This window comes from Propionicimonas sp. (assembly GCF_047606205.1).
Lineage (GTDB): Bacteria > Actinomycetota > Actinomycetes > Propionibacteriales > Propionibacteriaceae > Propionicimonas.
Genome location: NZ_JASGES010000083.1, coordinates 1 through 14,210, shown reverse-complemented (window position 1 = coordinate 14,210; position 14,210 = coordinate 1). Strand labels below are relative to the sequence as shown.

Annotated in this window: 14 protein-coding genes; 5 read left to right on the top strand and 9 right to left on the bottom strand. The window is 70.3% G+C overall.

Annotation, left to right across the window (positions count from 1 at the left end):
• Window positions 1-110: 110 nt before the first annotated feature.
• Window positions 111-860 (bottom strand): phosphoglyceromutase, encoded by a 750-nt coding sequence (locus QM633_RS05590; protein ID WP_415152745.1) that lies wholly within the window; start codon window positions 858-860, stop codon window positions 111-113.
• A 203-nt stretch (window positions 861-1,063) separates the two neighbouring features.
• Here QM633_RS05590 and QM633_RS05585 point away from each other — a divergent pair, with 203 nt between their 5' ends.
• Both QM633_RS05585 and QM633_RS05580 read left to right on the top strand, forming a co-directional pair.
• Window positions 1,064-3,538 (top strand): GH36-type glycosyl hydrolase domain-containing protein, encoded by a 2,475-nt coding sequence (locus tag QM633_RS05585; protein WP_415152744.1) that lies wholly within the window; start codon window positions 1,064-1,066, stop codon window positions 3,536-3,538.
• 299 nt (window positions 3,539-3,837) lie between these two features.
• Complete coding sequence (locus QM633_RS05580) at window positions 3,838-4,692, top strand: hypothetical protein (RefSeq protein ID WP_415152743.1); 855 nt, start codon at window positions 3,838-3,840, stop codon at window positions 4,690-4,692.
• A gap of 130 nt (window positions 4,693-4,822) precedes the next feature.
• Here QM633_RS05580 and fbaA read toward each other — a convergent pair whose 3' ends face one another.
• The 3 genes from fbaA to QM633_RS05565 all read right to left on the bottom strand — a co-directional run bounded on the left by fbaA (window position 4,823) and on the right by QM633_RS05565 (window position 7,370).
• Entirely contained in the window at window positions 4,823-5,845 is a 1,023-nt protein-coding gene (fbaA, locus tag QM633_RS05575; protein WP_415152742.1) for a class II fructose-bisphosphate aldolase, read from the bottom strand.
• A 128-nt stretch (window positions 5,846-5,973) separates the two neighbouring features.
• Entirely contained in the window at window positions 5,974-6,489 is a 516-nt protein-coding gene (locus QM633_RS05570) for a hypothetical protein (RefSeq protein WP_415152741.1), read from the bottom strand.
• Between the two features lie 236 nt (window positions 6,490-6,725).
• The gene (locus QM633_RS05565) at window positions 6,726-7,370 is read right to left on the bottom strand and encodes a TrmH family RNA methyltransferase (protein WP_415152740.1); all 645 of its coding nucleotides are present in this window, start codon (window positions 7,368-7,370) and stop codon (window positions 6,726-6,728) included.
• Between the two features lie 24 nt (window positions 7,371-7,394).
• Here QM633_RS05565 and QM633_RS05560 point away from each other — a divergent pair, with 24 nt between their 5' ends.
• Both QM633_RS05560 and QM633_RS05555 read left to right on the top strand, forming a co-directional pair.
• Complete coding sequence (locus QM633_RS05560; protein ID WP_415152739.1) at window positions 7,395-8,096, top strand: DedA family protein; 702 nt, start codon at window positions 7,395-7,397, stop codon at window positions 8,094-8,096.
• A 29-nt stretch (window positions 8,097-8,125) separates the two neighbouring features.
• Complete coding sequence (locus QM633_RS05555; protein ID WP_415152738.1) at window positions 8,126-8,980, top strand: Sir2 family NAD-dependent protein deacetylase; 855 nt, start codon at window positions 8,126-8,128, stop codon at window positions 8,978-8,980.
• Window positions 8,981-9,123: 143 nt separating this feature from the next.
• On the opposite strand, the gene QM633_RS05550 is transcribed toward QM633_RS05555, so the two are convergent.
• The 5 genes from QM633_RS05550 to QM633_RS05530 form a co-directional block, all read right to left on the bottom strand.
• Window positions 9,124-9,951, bottom strand: coding sequence for a LemA family protein (locus QM633_RS05550; protein WP_415152737.1), 828 nt, complete (start codon window positions 9,949-9,951; stop codon window positions 9,124-9,126).
• A 115-nt stretch (window positions 9,952-10,066) separates the two neighbouring features.
• Window positions 10,067-11,578, bottom strand: a complete 1,512-nt coding sequence (locus QM633_RS05545) for an alpha-N-arabinofuranosidase (protein WP_415152736.1) — start codon at window positions 11,576-11,578, stop codon at window positions 10,067-10,069.
• Between the two features lie 71 nt (window positions 11,579-11,649).
• Window positions 11,650-12,192: an orotate phosphoribosyltransferase gene (gene pyrE / locus QM633_RS05540; protein ID WP_415152735.1), complete on the bottom strand. Its 543-nt coding sequence runs from the start codon at window positions 12,190-12,192 to the stop codon at window positions 11,650-11,652.
• Between the two features lie 16 nt (window positions 12,193-12,208).
• A complete protein-coding gene (locus QM633_RS05535; RefSeq protein WP_415152734.1) occupies window positions 12,209-13,018 on the bottom strand; it encodes a spermidine synthase in 810 nt (269 codons plus the stop codon).
• A gap of 7 nt (window positions 13,019-13,025) precedes the next feature.
• Entirely contained in the window at window positions 13,026-13,433 is a 408-nt protein-coding gene (locus QM633_RS05530) for a hypothetical protein (protein WP_415152733.1), read from the bottom strand.
• A gap of 298 nt (window positions 13,434-13,731) precedes the next feature.
• On the opposite strand from QM633_RS05530, the gene QM633_RS05525 reads away from it, so the two are divergent.
• Window positions 13,732-14,022 carry a helix-turn-helix domain-containing protein gene (locus QM633_RS05525; RefSeq protein WP_415152732.1) on the top strand — a complete coding sequence of 97 codons (291 nt, stop codon included), beginning with the start codon at window positions 13,732-13,734 and terminating at the stop codon, window positions 14,020-14,022.
• Window positions 14,023-14,210: the final 188 nt, after the last annotated feature.

The following is a 14,210-nucleotide window of genomic DNA, read 5'->3' as shown; positions in this document are numbered from 1 at the left end:
GGGGTATATGGGGGGGGGGGCCTGTGCCCCCGATCTACCGGGGCCCCTGGGGGGCCACCGGGGCCGGTCCGCGCCGCAGGGTCCCGTTCGGCCAGGAGTGCCTTGCCGAGCTACTTCTTGCCCTGGTTCTTGACCGCCTCGATCGCCGCGGCGGCGGCATCCGGGTCGAGGTAGCGCCCCCCGGCGGTGACCGGACGCAGGTCGTCGTCCAGTTCGTAGAGCAGCGGGATGCCGGTGGGGATGTTCAGCGCGGCGATCGCGTCGTCGCTGATCCCGTCGAGGTGCTTGACCAGCGCGCGCAGCGAGTTCCCGTGGGCGGCGACCAGAGTGACCTTGCCGTCGCGGAGGTCCGGCACGATCTGGTCGTACCAGTAGGGCAGCATCCGGACGACCACGTCCGCCAGGCACTCGGTGAGCGGGCGCGCCTCGCTCGGCAGCGCCGCGTAGCGCGGGTCGGCGAACTGGGAGAACTCGTCGTCGGCCGCGATGGGCGGCGGCGGGGTGTCGTAGGAGCGGCGCCACAGCATGAACTGCTCCTCGCCGAACTCCTCCAGGGTCTGGGCCTTGTTCTTGCCCTGCAGCGCGCCGTAGTGGCGCTCGTTGAGGCGCCAGGACCGCTTCACGGGGATCCAGTGGCGGTCGCAGCCGTCCAGCGCCAGGTAGGCGGTGTGGATGGCGCGACGCAGCACCGAGGTGTGCACGACATCGGGCAGCAGGCCCTCGCTCTTCAGCAGGTCGGCGCCGCGTCGGGCCTCCCCGACACCCTTCTCGTTGATGTCGACATCCACCCAGCCCGTGAACAGGTTCTTGGCGTTCCATTCGCTCTCGCCGTGGCGGAGCAGGATCAGCGTTGAAGTCATGGCTCGAGCCTATCGGCCCGCGCCCCCTCGAGCTCACGCGAGTTCACCCGCCGCGGGCCGCGAACCTGGACGGAGCGTGCGTCGACCCGCCCGAGGGGCTAGGGTGAGAGCGCTTCCATCGGGTGGCCTGCCGGCGGCACGGGTCCGTCCCCCCGCAGGTCACCCGGGACGCCGAACACCCACCTCGACGGAGAGGCAACCCGATGCAGTACGGGCACTTCGACGATGCGGCCCGCGAGTACGTGATCACCACGCCGCGCACGCCGTATCCCTGGATCAACTACCTCGGCTCGCAGGACTTCTTCTCCCTGCTCTCGCACCTGGGCGGCGGGTACTCGTTCTACCGGGACGCCAGGATGCGCCGGCTCACCCGCTACCGCTACAACAACGTCCCCACCGATACGGGCGGACGGTACCTCTACGTCAACGACGGCGGCGACGTGTGGTCGCCGACCTGGCTGCCCGTCCAGGCCGACCTGGACTTCTACGAGGCCCGTCACGGCATGGGCTACTCGGTGATCACCGGCGCCCGGGGCGGCGTCGAGGTGAGCACGACCTACTTCGTGCCGCTGGGCGTCAACGCCGAGCTGCAGCGGGTGCGGGTGACCAACCTCGGCGACACCGCCCGGTCGATCACGCTCTTCTCGTTCGTCGAGTTCGCGCTCTGGAACGCCTACGACGACCAGACCAACTACCAGCGCAATCTGTCGATCGGCGAGGTCGAGATCGAGCCGAGCACCCCCTGCGGCGGCTCGGCGATCTACCACCGCACCGAGTACAGGGAGCGCCGCAACCACTACGCCGTGTTCGGCGTGAATCTGCCCGCGGCCGGCTTCGACACCGACCGCGAGACCTTCCTCGGCGGACCCTGGGCGGGGTTCGCGGATGCGGCCGTGCCGCGGTCCGGGCGCTCGGCGGACTCCGTGGCGTCCGGCTGGTACCCGATCGGGTCGCACAGCGTGGACCTCGACCTCGCGCCCGGGGAAGCCCGCGACCTCGTCCTCGTGCTCGGCTATCTGGAGAACCCGCAGGACGCGAAGTGGGCCGATGACGCCCACCAGGTCGTGAACAAGACGGGCGCCCACGACCTGCTCGCCCGCTTCGCCACCGCGGACGCGGCCGACGCGGCGCTGGCCGAGCTGAAGGACCACTGGACGGAGCTGCTGTCGACCTACACGGTCACCAGCCCGGACGAGAAGCTCGACCGGATGGTCAACATCTGGAACCAGTACCAGTGCATGGTCACGTTCAACATGTCGCGGTCCGCGTCCTACTTCGAGACCGGGATCGGGCGCGGGATGGGCTTCCGCGACTCCAACCAGGACCTGCTCGGCTTCGTCCACCTCGTGCCGGAGCGGGCCCGGGAGCGGATCATCGATATCGCGTCCACCCAGTTCCCGGACGGCAGCGCGTACCACCAGTACCAGCCGCTCACCAAGCGCGGGAACAATGACATCGGTTCGGGCTTCAACGACGACCCGCTGTGGCTGGTGGCCGGCGTCGCCGCCTACCTGAAGGAGACCGGCGACGACTCGATCCTCGACGAGCCGGTGCCGTTCGACAACGAGCCGGGCAGCGAGGTGCCGCTGTGGGAGCACCTCGTCCGCTCGTTCGGGTTCGTCCGGGCGCACCTCGGCCCGCACGGCCTGCCGCTGATCGGGCGGGCGGACTGGAACGACTGCCTGAACCTGAACTGCTTCTCCGCCGAGCCGGGGGAGCCGTTCCAGACCACCGAGAACAAGGCTGGCGGGTCGGCGGAGTCGGTGTTCATCGCCGCCCAGTTCGTGCTGTACGGCGGCGAGTATGCCGCGATCGCCCGGCGTCGCGGCCTGGCGGAGGTGGCCGACGCCGCCGAGGCGGACGTCGCGGCGATGCGGGCAGCAGTCCTCGACCACGGCTGGGACGGGGAGTGGTTCCTGCGTGCCTACGACTACTTCGGCAATCCGGTCGGGACCGGGGCGGACACCGAGGGCAGGATCTGGATCGAGCCGCAGGGGTTCGCCGTGATGGCGGGCGTCGGGGTGGGCGCAGGGCCCGACGACACGTCGGCTCCGGCGGTGCGGGCGCTGGACGCGGTCGGCGACCTGCTCGGCAGCCCGCACGGGCTGGTGCTGCAGTACCCCGCGTACACGACCTACCGGATCGAGCTCGGCGAGGTGTCGACCTACCCGCCGGGCTACAAGGAGAACGGCGGGGTGTTCTGCCACAACAACCCCTGGGTGATCATCGCGGAGACGGTCGTGGGACGCGGCGAGCGAGCGTTCGACTACTACCGCCGGATCACCCCTGCCTACCGCGAGGAGATCAGCGACGTGCACCGGCTCGAGCCGTACGTGTACGCGCAGATGATCGCCGGCAAGCAGGCCGTCCGGGCCGGAGAGGCGAAGAACTCGTGGCTGACCGGCACCGCGGCCTGGAACTTCGTCGCGGTGTCGCAGTACCTGCTGGGGGTGCGGCCTGACTACGACGGCCTGGTCGTCGATCCGCAACTGGGACCTGCCGTGCCGTCGTTCACGGTGACCAGGAAGCTGCGTGGGGCGACCTACGTGGTCACCGTGACCAACTCCGGTGCGCCCGGCTCACGGGCGAGCCTCGTGGTCGACGGCAGCCCGGTCGGGGGCAATCTCGTGCCGTACGCCCCCGCCGGTTCGGTGGTGCGGATCGAGGCCACCCTGTAGCGGTTGCCCTGCGGAGCTGCACCCCCGATCGCCGCTCCGGGGCCATCTGGGGCCAAGCCGTGTGTCCACAGCGCAATCCCGCAGAACTCACCGTCGGCCGCCACGGGCCACCAGCGAGGCCCTCCGGCCCCGCCTTTGCTTCGCTCTCACCACCTCTCTCCCAGTGAGCCCTGCGGATCTGCACCCGGCATGCGGCCGATAGCCTCCTTCGGGGCCGACCGGTCATCCACAGAGCAATTCGGCCAAGGCGCCTGTGGACGACTGAGCGGTTCACGCGTCACCTGCCGAAGGTGCAGGGCATGGACACACGGATCGTCGGACTGCTCGCCGGCCAGGGCCACATCGCCGTCTCGGAACACCCTCGGCTGCGGTGGTCCCTGTCGCAGCTGAAGGCGAGCGGAGAGCTTCTGACTCCCCTCCCGGGCATCTACCTCTCGCCGGGCTTCACCACCACCGACTGGCTGAAGGCCGTCTCGACTTGGAGCAGTCCGCACGGGGTACTGCATGCCGGCTCAGCCGCATCGATCTGGCTGCCAGAGCTGACCTCACCGGTTGCACAGCTCGCCCACCCGAGCCTGCGGTCCCGTCGCAATGTCGAGGTCACCCGCCGGAGAATCCCACCCGGGTTCGTGATGGAGCTCCCCGGGCTTCGCCTCGCCGCCCCGGCATACGCGGCCGCGGAGTTGGCCGCCACAGACGACGGGAGGGCAGCCTGCGAGGCGATTCGCCTGCGCCTGGCGGACAGCGACAACCTCCTGATCGCGCTCGTCGCGCTCCAGGGGACAGTTGGTCAGGAAGCCCGACGCAAGGCTGTCCTGGCGTGCCGCACCAACCCGTGGTCCTACGCCGAACTCCGGCTGCATCGCATCCTGATCGGGGCCGGGATCACGGACTGGGTCGCCAACCGCCCGCTGCGGCTCGGGGATCGGCTGCTGTGGCCGGATGTCCGCTTTCGGCGTCGGCGGCTGATCCTGGAGTTCGACGGCAGGACCGTGCACAACCAGCCGAGCCAGTTCCTGATCGATCGGGGACACTGGAACCTGTTCGAGGCGTTCGGCTACCACATGCTCCACTTCGGGTGGGAGCACCTGGACGAGCCCGCGGAACTGGTGGGCATCGTGCGCCAGGCCTACCGACGGGCGGCGGACTGCTGAGCCTGCGGAACCGCACGGCAGATCGAGTCCGCGTACCGCTGCAGGGCAGACGTCGCCATCCGCTGGGCAACTCCGCAGGAACGCGCGACGGCCCGGAGCCTGAGCTCCGGGCCGTCGTCGGAAGGAAGGGTCAGCCGACGCTCTTGCCGACGCTGCGCAGGTACTCGCAGGCCTCGATGACCCGCTTCGCCATGCCGGCCTCGGCAGCCTTGCCCCAGGCGCGGGGGTCGTACTGCTTCTTGTTGCCGACCTCGCCGTCGATCTTCAGCACGCCGTCGTAGTTGCGGAACATGTGCTCGACCACCGGGCGGGTGAACGCGTACTGGGTGTCGGTGTCGATGTTCATCTTCACCACGCCGAAGTCGACCGCGTCCGAGATCTCCTGCGGGGTCGAGCCCGAGCCGCCGTGGAAGACCAGGTCGAACGGCTTGTCCTTGCCGTACTTGGCGCCGACGGCGTCCTGGATCTCCTTGAGCACCTCGGGACGCAGCTTCACGTGGCCGGGCTTGTAGACGCCGTGCACGTTGCCGAAGGTGAGGGCGGTCATGTAGCGGCCCTTCTCGCCCAGGCCGAGCACCTCGATCGTGCGCAGGCCGTCCTCGACGGTGGTGTAGAGCTTCTCGTTGATCTCGCCCACCACGCCGTCCTCCTCGCCGCCGACGACGCCGACCTCGATCTCGAGGATCTGGCGGGCCTTGGCCGTGAGAGCGAGCAACTCGTCGGCGATCTGGAGGTTCTCCTCCATCGGCACGGCCGAGCCGTCCCACATGTGCGACTGGAACAGCGGCTCCAGACCGCGGTCGACGCGCTCCTGCGAGATGGCGATGAGCGGCTTGACGTAGGTGTCGAGCTTCTCCTTCTGGCAGTGATCGGTGTGCAGCACGACGTTGATCGGGTAGTTCTTGGCGACCACCTGCGCGTACTCGGCCAGCGCGACCGCGCCGTCCACCATCTTCTTGATGGTGGGGCCCGACGCGTACTCCGCGCCGCCGGTGCTGACCTGGATGATGCCGTCCGAGCCGGCCTCTGCGAAGCCCGCGAGGGCCGCGTTGATCGTCTGCGACGAGGTGATGTTGATCGCCGGGTAGGCGAACTTGCCGCTCTTGGCGGCGTCCAGCATCTCGGCGTACTTCTCAGGACTTGCAATGGGCATTCGAGGCCTCTCTGGAGTGGTTGCGCCCGCGACATCGCGGCCGCCAGCAACGCGTCCAGTCTCTCAAAGTTCGGGTGCGCTTGCCCAACCCCGCACGAGATTGGACGGAGCCGTCCCAGCCTGCGGAATCAGTCCAGCCGGGACAGATCGACCCACGCGCGACCGGACGAGAGGACGCGGACGGCGGAGTCGAGGGTGGCGGGCATGGTGTCGGTGTAGTCCAGCGGGACGCGGGCGCTCGACCGGTCGCGCGCGGTCGCGACGAGGGAGGCGGAGGACCCCAGCGAGCCGGGGCGGACGACCACCGATCCGACCTCAGGCCAGACCAGCCACCGCTGGCCGATCAGCATGCCATCGCGGTTGAGCCCTATGGCCAGGCCGGTCTTCGCGAGTTTCGCGTCCCGGTCGACCCGGATGAACTGGACGATGCTGAGCGTCACCGAGACCAGCCCGGAGACCACGGCCGCACCGATCACCCAGGGGGCCCACTCGCCGAACTGGTCGGGCCAGAAGTACCAGGCCGCACCGACCAGCGCCACGCTGAACAGCAGGGAGCCGACCCGCCACCAGATCAGGTTCCGTGCGCGCGACACCTGCCGCTCGCCCAGCCCCCGGGTGTAGTAGACCCCGTACTCATCGCTCACCCGGCCAGTCTAGGAGCGACCCGCTCTGGTGAGCGGCGCGTGGACCGAGTGGGGACGGTTCTCTACTCAGTCCATACTCAGCCACCAGCTGAGAATGGACTGAGAAGAGAACCGTCCCCCATTCTCGCTGTCCCGTCTGGTTGTCCGGCAGGCGGGGTCGGTCGAGAACGACACCGGCTGGCGACAGGGGGTTGCGACACCTCAACCAGCGGTGGCGGGTGTCGATCAGCGTTTCGCTAGGAACCGGCCGGACGGGGCCACTGGAGCGACCAGTGGTACAGCGCGATCGCTGCGGCGGCGCCCGCGTTGAGCGAGCGGGTGGACCCGTACTGGGTGATCGCGACGACGCGCTCGCAGGCCGAGGCCAGCTCGTCGGTGAGACCCGGCCCCTCCGAGCCGAAGACCAGGCAGCAGTGCTCGGGCAGCGCCTGGGTCTCCAGCGGCACCGAGCCGGGGATGTTGTCGACCCCGATCGGGGTCACGCCGGCCTCGCCCAGCCAGGCCAGCAGGGACGCGACATCGGGGTGGTGGCGGACGGAGAGGTAGCGGTCGGTGACCATGGCGCCGCGGCGGTTCCAGCGCCGTCGCCCGACGATGTGGACGCCGGCGACGTTGAAGGCGTTCGCCGTGCGCACGATCGACCCGATGTTGAAGTCGTGCTCCCAGTTCTGGATCGCGACATGCAGCGGCGCCCGGCGCGTCTCCAGGTCGGCCACGACCGCGGCCACGCTCCAGTACCGGTAGCGGTCGAGGACATTGCGCCGGTCACCCTCGGCCAGGAGGGACGCGTCGTAGCGCGGGTCGTCCGGCCACGGCAGGGGGTGCGGCCCCACCCCCGGGCTGCTCACAGCCGCCACCTCGTCGTCGCTCAGGGAGGGCATGGCCGTCACGGTACCCTCAGTCCTGTGAACCTGTTGCCCCAGCTGGCCCTCGTGCCCCTGCTGCTGCCCGACTGGCTCGACCCCGAGTTCCTCCTGCGGGCGCTGGGCAACGGAGCCTTGTGGGGCGCCGCCTTCATCGTCTTCATCGAGTGCGCGATCTTCCCGGTGCTGCCGGGCGACTCGTTGCTGTTCACGGTGGGCATGTTCATCGCCCAGGAGCCGCCGATCATCAGTTTCGCGGGGATGAGCCAGCAGGCCACCCTCGCGATCGCGATCCTCGTCCTGGTCGTCGCGGCGGTCGCGGGCAACGTGGTCGGCTACTGGGTGGGCAAGAAGGTGTCCCCGTGGCTGTTCAAGCCCAGGCCGGGATTCATCGGCAAGATCTTCTCCGCCAAGCACCTCGCCCAGACCCACGACTTCTTCGAGCGGTACGGCTCCAAGGCGCTCGTCCTGGGCCGGTTCGTCCCGTTCGTCCGGACGTTCGTCACGATGGTCGCCGGCGCCGCGGGGATGAGCTTCCGCACCTTCATCACCTGGACGGGCATCGGGGCGGTGCTCTGGGCAGCCGGCGTGACGCTGCTGGGCTACTTCCTCGGCACGATCGACTTCATCGCCCACAACATCGACGCGGTCCTGGTCGTGATCGTGCTGGTCTCGGTGATCCCGATGGTGGTCGAGTGGCTGCTCGCCCGCCGCCGGGCGAGGGCCGAGTCGGCACAGGGCTGATGCCGCTCCGGCGCGCGAGCATCGGGTGGATGCCGGGCGAGGTCGACTCGCGTCCCCCCGCCGGCCAGGCCGAACTGGACGCCGCGGTGGCAGCGCTGGCCGGACGCCGGTTCGTCGCGCTGACCGGCGCAGGATTCTCCACCGATTCGGGCCTGCCGGACTACCGCGGCCCCGACGCGAAGGAGCGCCACCCGATGACCTACGACCAGTTCGTGGGCAGCGCGGACCACCGGCGGCACTACTGGGCACGAAACCACCTCGGCTGGCACCACATGCGCCTCACCGAGCCGAACGAGGGGCACTACGCGCTGGCGCGGCTGGAGGCGTCCGGCCGGGCGACCGGTGTGATCACGCAGAATGTCGATCGGCTGCACCAGCGCGCGGGGTCGAGGCGGGTGGTGGACCTGCACGGCCACTACGACGTGGTCCGCTGCCTGTCCTGCGAGTGGACGTGCACCCGCGCGGACCTGGACACGATGCTGTCGGCGCTGAACCCCGGCTTCCTCGAACGGGTCACCGAGCTGGGCGATGTCGAGGTGGCACCGGACGCGGACGTCGTGCTGGAGGAGACCTCCGACTTCGTGGTGGCCGACTGCCCCGTCTGCGGCGGAGTCCTGAAGCCCGACATCGTGTTCTTCGGGGAGTCGGTGCCCCAGGCGACGGTGCGGGCGGCCTTCGACCTGGTCGACGCCGCCGATGCCCTGCTGGTCGCAGGCACGTCGCTGGCGGTGATGTCGGGGCTGCGGTTCGTGCGGCACGCGTCCGGCCTCGGGCTGCCGATCGTCATGGTGAACCGCGGCCTGACCCGCGGCGACGACCTCGCGACCGTCCGGCTCAACGCCGGCACCACCGAGGTGGTCAGCTATCTGGAGCGGCGGCTCTAGGAGACTGCTGAACAATCATGTCCCGGCTGCGGCGCGCCGGGCGCGACGCTGCCGACCCGACCACGACGTGGGGCGAGTGTGCTGGCGCTCACCGAGGAGGAAGGGCGCCGCCAAGCTCCAGGTCCGGCCAGGCTCCCCGGCCCTTACTGCTGGGTGGGCGGCTGCTGGTAGTTCGGCGGCGTGTAGCCCCCCTGCTGGGGCGGCTGCGGCGGGACCGCCGGCTCGGCGGGCGGCGCGTAGGTGGGCGGCTGCGGGGTCCCGAACTGACCGGGCGCCGGAGCGGCCGGATCGGCCTGCGGGTAGGCCTGAGGGTTGGGCAGGGCGGACGGCTGAGCACCGGCGGCGAGCTGGTCGTTCGTGGGCTCGCTGGTGGCCTCGGGGCGGTCGCTGATCTCGCCGAAGCTGACCTGCGGGGCCTGCCGGACCGCGGCGTCGTTCACCTCGAAGTAGGTGGCCTTCTCAAACTTGAACATGCCGGCGAGGATGTTGGACGGGAACGACTCGACCTGGGTGTTGTAGTTGCGGACGTTAGCGTTGTAGAAGCGGCGACCCGCGGCGATCCGGTCCTCGGTGGCGGTCAGTTCGCGCTGCAGTTCAAGGAAGTTCACGTTGCTCTTCAGCTCGGGGTACGCCTCGACGCTGACCAGCAGGTTGCGGACGGCACCGCTCAGCTGCTCCTCCACCTGCGCCCGCTCCTGGGTCACCTGGCCCCCGCCTGCCTGCGCGAGCGACGCGGCCTGGTTGCGCAGCCTGGTCACGCCCTCGAGAGTGTTGCGCTCGTGCGCGGCGTAGGCACGCACAGTCTCGACAAGGTTGGGGATCAGGTCGTAGCGCCGGTTCAACTCGACATCGATCTGCCGCCATGACTCCTGGATCAGGTTCCTGGACCGGACGAATCCGTTGTAGAGCGAGACGCCCCAGATCGCCAGGATGACGACGATGACCAGGAGGATGACGAGGACGGTACCCATTGGTAGTTCTCCATTCCGCAGTGACGGTGGGCCCAGCCTAACGATGGCTGCTCGGGACTGGCGAGAGCGCGCCGGGGTTTCCGGCGCCGAAGCCGCCGACAGATCCGGCCGCGCCTCACGCCGTCCTGAGCCGGACCATCGCCCAGCTCACCGGTGGCAGCACGAGGGACGCCCTGCCCGCGTCGACCAGGACGCCGTCGAGCCGCCGCGGGCCCACCGACGTCGAGTCCGACGCCGTGGCGTGCCAGGCGTGGTCGGGGTTCGACAACTCCACCGCTTCGACCAGGCCGATCGGGTCGAGAGCGCGCAGGTCGAGCTCGATCCGGGTGGGCTCAGCCGTCGCGCGGTTGACCAGGAAGACGGCGATCTCGCCGGTGCCCTGGTCGTGGGTGGCGACCGCGTCCACGATCGGGACGTCCCCGAATCTGGCCGTTGCGCAGCTCGGCGAGCGCACTCCGACGCCCAGGACGTCGCCCCGCGCGTGCCGGGAGGTGAGCGCGAACGGGTGGAAGATGGTCTGCCGCCAGGCGGGGCCACCCGGCTCGGTCATGATCGGCGCGATCACGTTGACGAGCTGGGCGAGCGACGCGGCATGGACGCGGTCGGTGTGCCGCAGCAACGAGATCAACAGGTTGCCGACGACCACGGCGTCGGCCACGTTGTACCGGTCCTCCAGCAGGTGCGGGGCAACCGGCCAGTGGTCGCCGTCGGGGACCTTCGACTCGACCCGGTGCTGGTACCAGACGTTCCACTCGTCGAAGGAGATGTGGATGCGCCTGGTCGACTTCAGCGCCGTCCCGACCGCGTCGGCCGTGGCGGAGACGCCGGCGATGAAGGCGTCCATGTCGACGGCCGAGGCCAGGAAGGAGGCCAGGTCCCCGTCCTCCTCGCAGTAGTACGCGTGGGCGGAGACGAGGTCGACCAGGTCGTAGGTCTCGGTGAGCACCTCGCGCTCCCACTCCCCGAAGGTCGGCATGCCGGTGCCGGAGGAGCCGCAGGCGACCAGCTCGAGGTCCGGCCGGACCATCCGCATCGCGCGGGCGACCTCCGCGGCCAGCCGTCCGTACTCGCGGGCGGTCTTGTGGCCGATCTGCCACGGGCCGTCCAGCTCGTTGCCCAGGCACCACATCGTGACCGGGTACGGTTCGGCGGCGCCGTTCGCGCGGCGGGCGTCCGACCAGGCGGTGCCCCCGGGGATCGTGCAGTACTCGAGCAGGTCGACGGCCTCGGCGATCCCGCGGGTGCCGAGGTTCACCGCCATCATCGGCTCGATGCCCGCCTTCGCGCACCACGCGATGAACTGGTCGACGCCGAAGGTGTTGGGCTCGGTGCAGTGCCAGGCCAGGTCGAGCCGGCTCGGCCGCTGGTCCACCGGCCCGATCCCGTCCTCCCAACGGTATCCGGAGACGAAGTTGCCGCCCGGGTAGCGCACCGTCGTGACCCCGAGTTCGCGGACGAGGTCGAGCACGTCGGTACGCAAGCCCTGCTCGTCGGCCGCCGGATGACCAGGCTCGTAGATGCCGGTGTAGACGCACCGTCCGAGGTGCTCGACGAAGGAGCCGAAGGTGCGCCGGCGGACGGGCCCGACGACCGAGCCGGGATCGACGGTGATCTGCGCTGTGCTCATTTCTCTCTTCTTCCCCGGCCGCGGGGTCCGGTGCTGTGGCGGCCGGATCGGCGAGACCCGGCCGGCGGAGGTCAGGCCAGGCCGAGGTCGGCCAGGCCGACGGCGTAGCGGTAGGGGACGCCGGCGGCCTCGATCACCTCGGCGGCACCGGTGGCGCGGTCGACGATGACGGCGACGGCGACGACCTCTCCCCCGGCTTCGCGGACGGCCTCGACGGCGGTCATCACCGACCCGCCGGTCGTGGAGGTGTCCTCGACGACCAGCACGCGACGTCCGGCGACCTCGGTGCCCTCGATCCGGCGCTGCAGGCCGTGGGCCTTGGACTCCTTGCGCACGACGAAGGCGTCCAGGCGTCCACCGGTGCGGGCCGCGTGGTGCAGCATGGCGACGGCGACCGGGTCGGCGCCGAGGGTGAGGCCGCCGACGGCGTCGAAGTCCAGGTCGGCGACCAGCTCGGTCATGACCTCTCCGACCAGCGGGGCGGCCGCGCCGTCCAGCGTGACGCGGCGCAGGTCGACGTAGTAGTCGGCCTCCCTGCCGGAGGCGAGGGTCACCGTGCCTCTCACGACGGCGAGGTTCTTGATCTGTTCGACGAGGTCGTCACGCGCTGCCATGGTCAGAACCGTATCGTCAGGAGAACCAGCCGCGGCTCCACGCCGGGGAGGGGGACGGCTCGGCGTCCGTGTCGGTGAAGGGGACGGCGCCGCCGATCCAGCGGCCGAGTTCGCGCCCGTGCAGGAGACGGTAGGGGAACGGCGCCCGGGCGAGGTGGCGTTCGAGGGGCTGGACGGGCACGTCCGCGCCGGCGGCGACCACCAGGTTGCCGAACCGGCGTCCTTTCCAGACCGGGACCTCCGCGCTGACCGCGACCTGGCCGAAAGTGGCGGTGAAGCCCGCCAGCGTCCGGCGCGACCAGCCGAAGGGCGCCTGGTCGGTGAGGTTCATGATCACCAGCCCGCCGTCGCGCAGGGCACGGGCGAGCTCGGCGAGGAACTCGGTCGTGGCGAGTTCGGCGGGGACGCTCGCTCCGGCGAAGGCGTCCACGATCACCGTGTCGGCGCAGGCGGCGGGGAGCTGGGCCGCGCCGGTGCGTCCGTCGACCGGACGGATCCTGATCCCGCTGTGCCGGGGCAGCGGGAGCTTGGCGCGGACCTGCGCGGTGAGGGCTTCGTCGGGCTCCATGACCACCTGGGCGGTGCGGGGGCGCCGCGCCTCGACGTAGCGGGGCAGGGTGAGCCCGCCGCCTCCGATGTGGACGATCCGGACGCGTTCGGCCGCCGGGCGGGCGAGCACGCCGGACTCGAGCACCTCTGCGATGCGCTGCACATACTCGAACTCCAGCCGCAGCGGGTCGGACGGGTCGACCCAGGACTGCTCGGTGCGACCGTGGACGACCATGAAGGCACGCCGGTCGTCGGGGGCCGGGACCACTTCGCTCATCGGGGTCTCAGCGCGTGAAGAAGGAGGCGACGGCGAGGACGAGGGACACCGCGCCGAGCGGGATCCACAGGATGGTCGCGGGAATGAAGAACAGGGAGGATCGGGGCGTCACCCACATCGCACGGCCCTGTGGATCGAGCGCGGGGACGACCTCGTGGGTCTGGACGCGTCCGTCCGGCCAGGTGTACGGCTGCGGGAGCTGGCGGGTGACGGTCACCTGGCGGGGCTTGTCCAGGCGTGGGTAGACGAGGCGGGCGAGCAGGAAGTTGATCGCCGCGGCCCACAGGAAGATGAGCGCGCCCATCAGCATCCCGGAGGTGTCCAGCCCGAAGGCGGACGCCGTGGCGAACGCGAGTCCCACCCCGAGACCGAACCCGAGGAAGGACAGGAACCCCCAGCGCGACCAGATGATCATGGGTTGGCAGCCTAGCGAGGATCAGCGGGGCGGCCCGCACCGACCGGGCCCGGCCGTCGACGACGGGGACCTCAACGAACACCGCGGGTCCGTCGATCGGCCAGGGTGTCGACGCCCACCCGGTCACCGGCAGCACGGCGGGCAACCCGCGCTCGCTATCGCTCAGGTGCTCGAAAATGTCGGAAGGTGGTGCTGAGATGGGACCGCTCGGCCCGCACGCCGCCGCGATCCCTGCCCCCGCATCGAATACCCAATGCATTGTGCGGACTCCGCCATCGTCGGCCGGGAAGGTGGGGCTGTGCCTGCCGATCCCGTCCAGCTCGACAGGGCGGCCCGGGAACTGGGCAGGAAAGTGTACCGGCTGCGCCGGCAGCAGAAGCTCACCCAGGAGGAGCTCGCCCACCTCTCGGGCGTCTCGCGGAACCAGATCCAGAACATCGAGCACTCGCGGAACAACACCCGCGACCCCCTGACCCGGCAGCTCGGGCGAGGCAATCCTCGTCTCGACACCCTGTACCACCTCGCCGAGGCCTTCGGAGTGAGCCCGGCCGTCCTCATCGATCCGGACGCCGACCTGCCCGAGCCCTGATCGCAATTCGTCCTCCGGCCACTAGGGTGGCAGCCACCAGCACGAGGACTGTGGGAGCGGACCGTGACCAACGATCAGAACCCGATGAACGATCCGGCGCAGCCGGTCGCCGGCACGCCCGCGGCCGCCGACCCCGCCGCCCCCGTGGAGACCGCGGACGGGTACGCGGCACCGCTGCCGGACGCCGC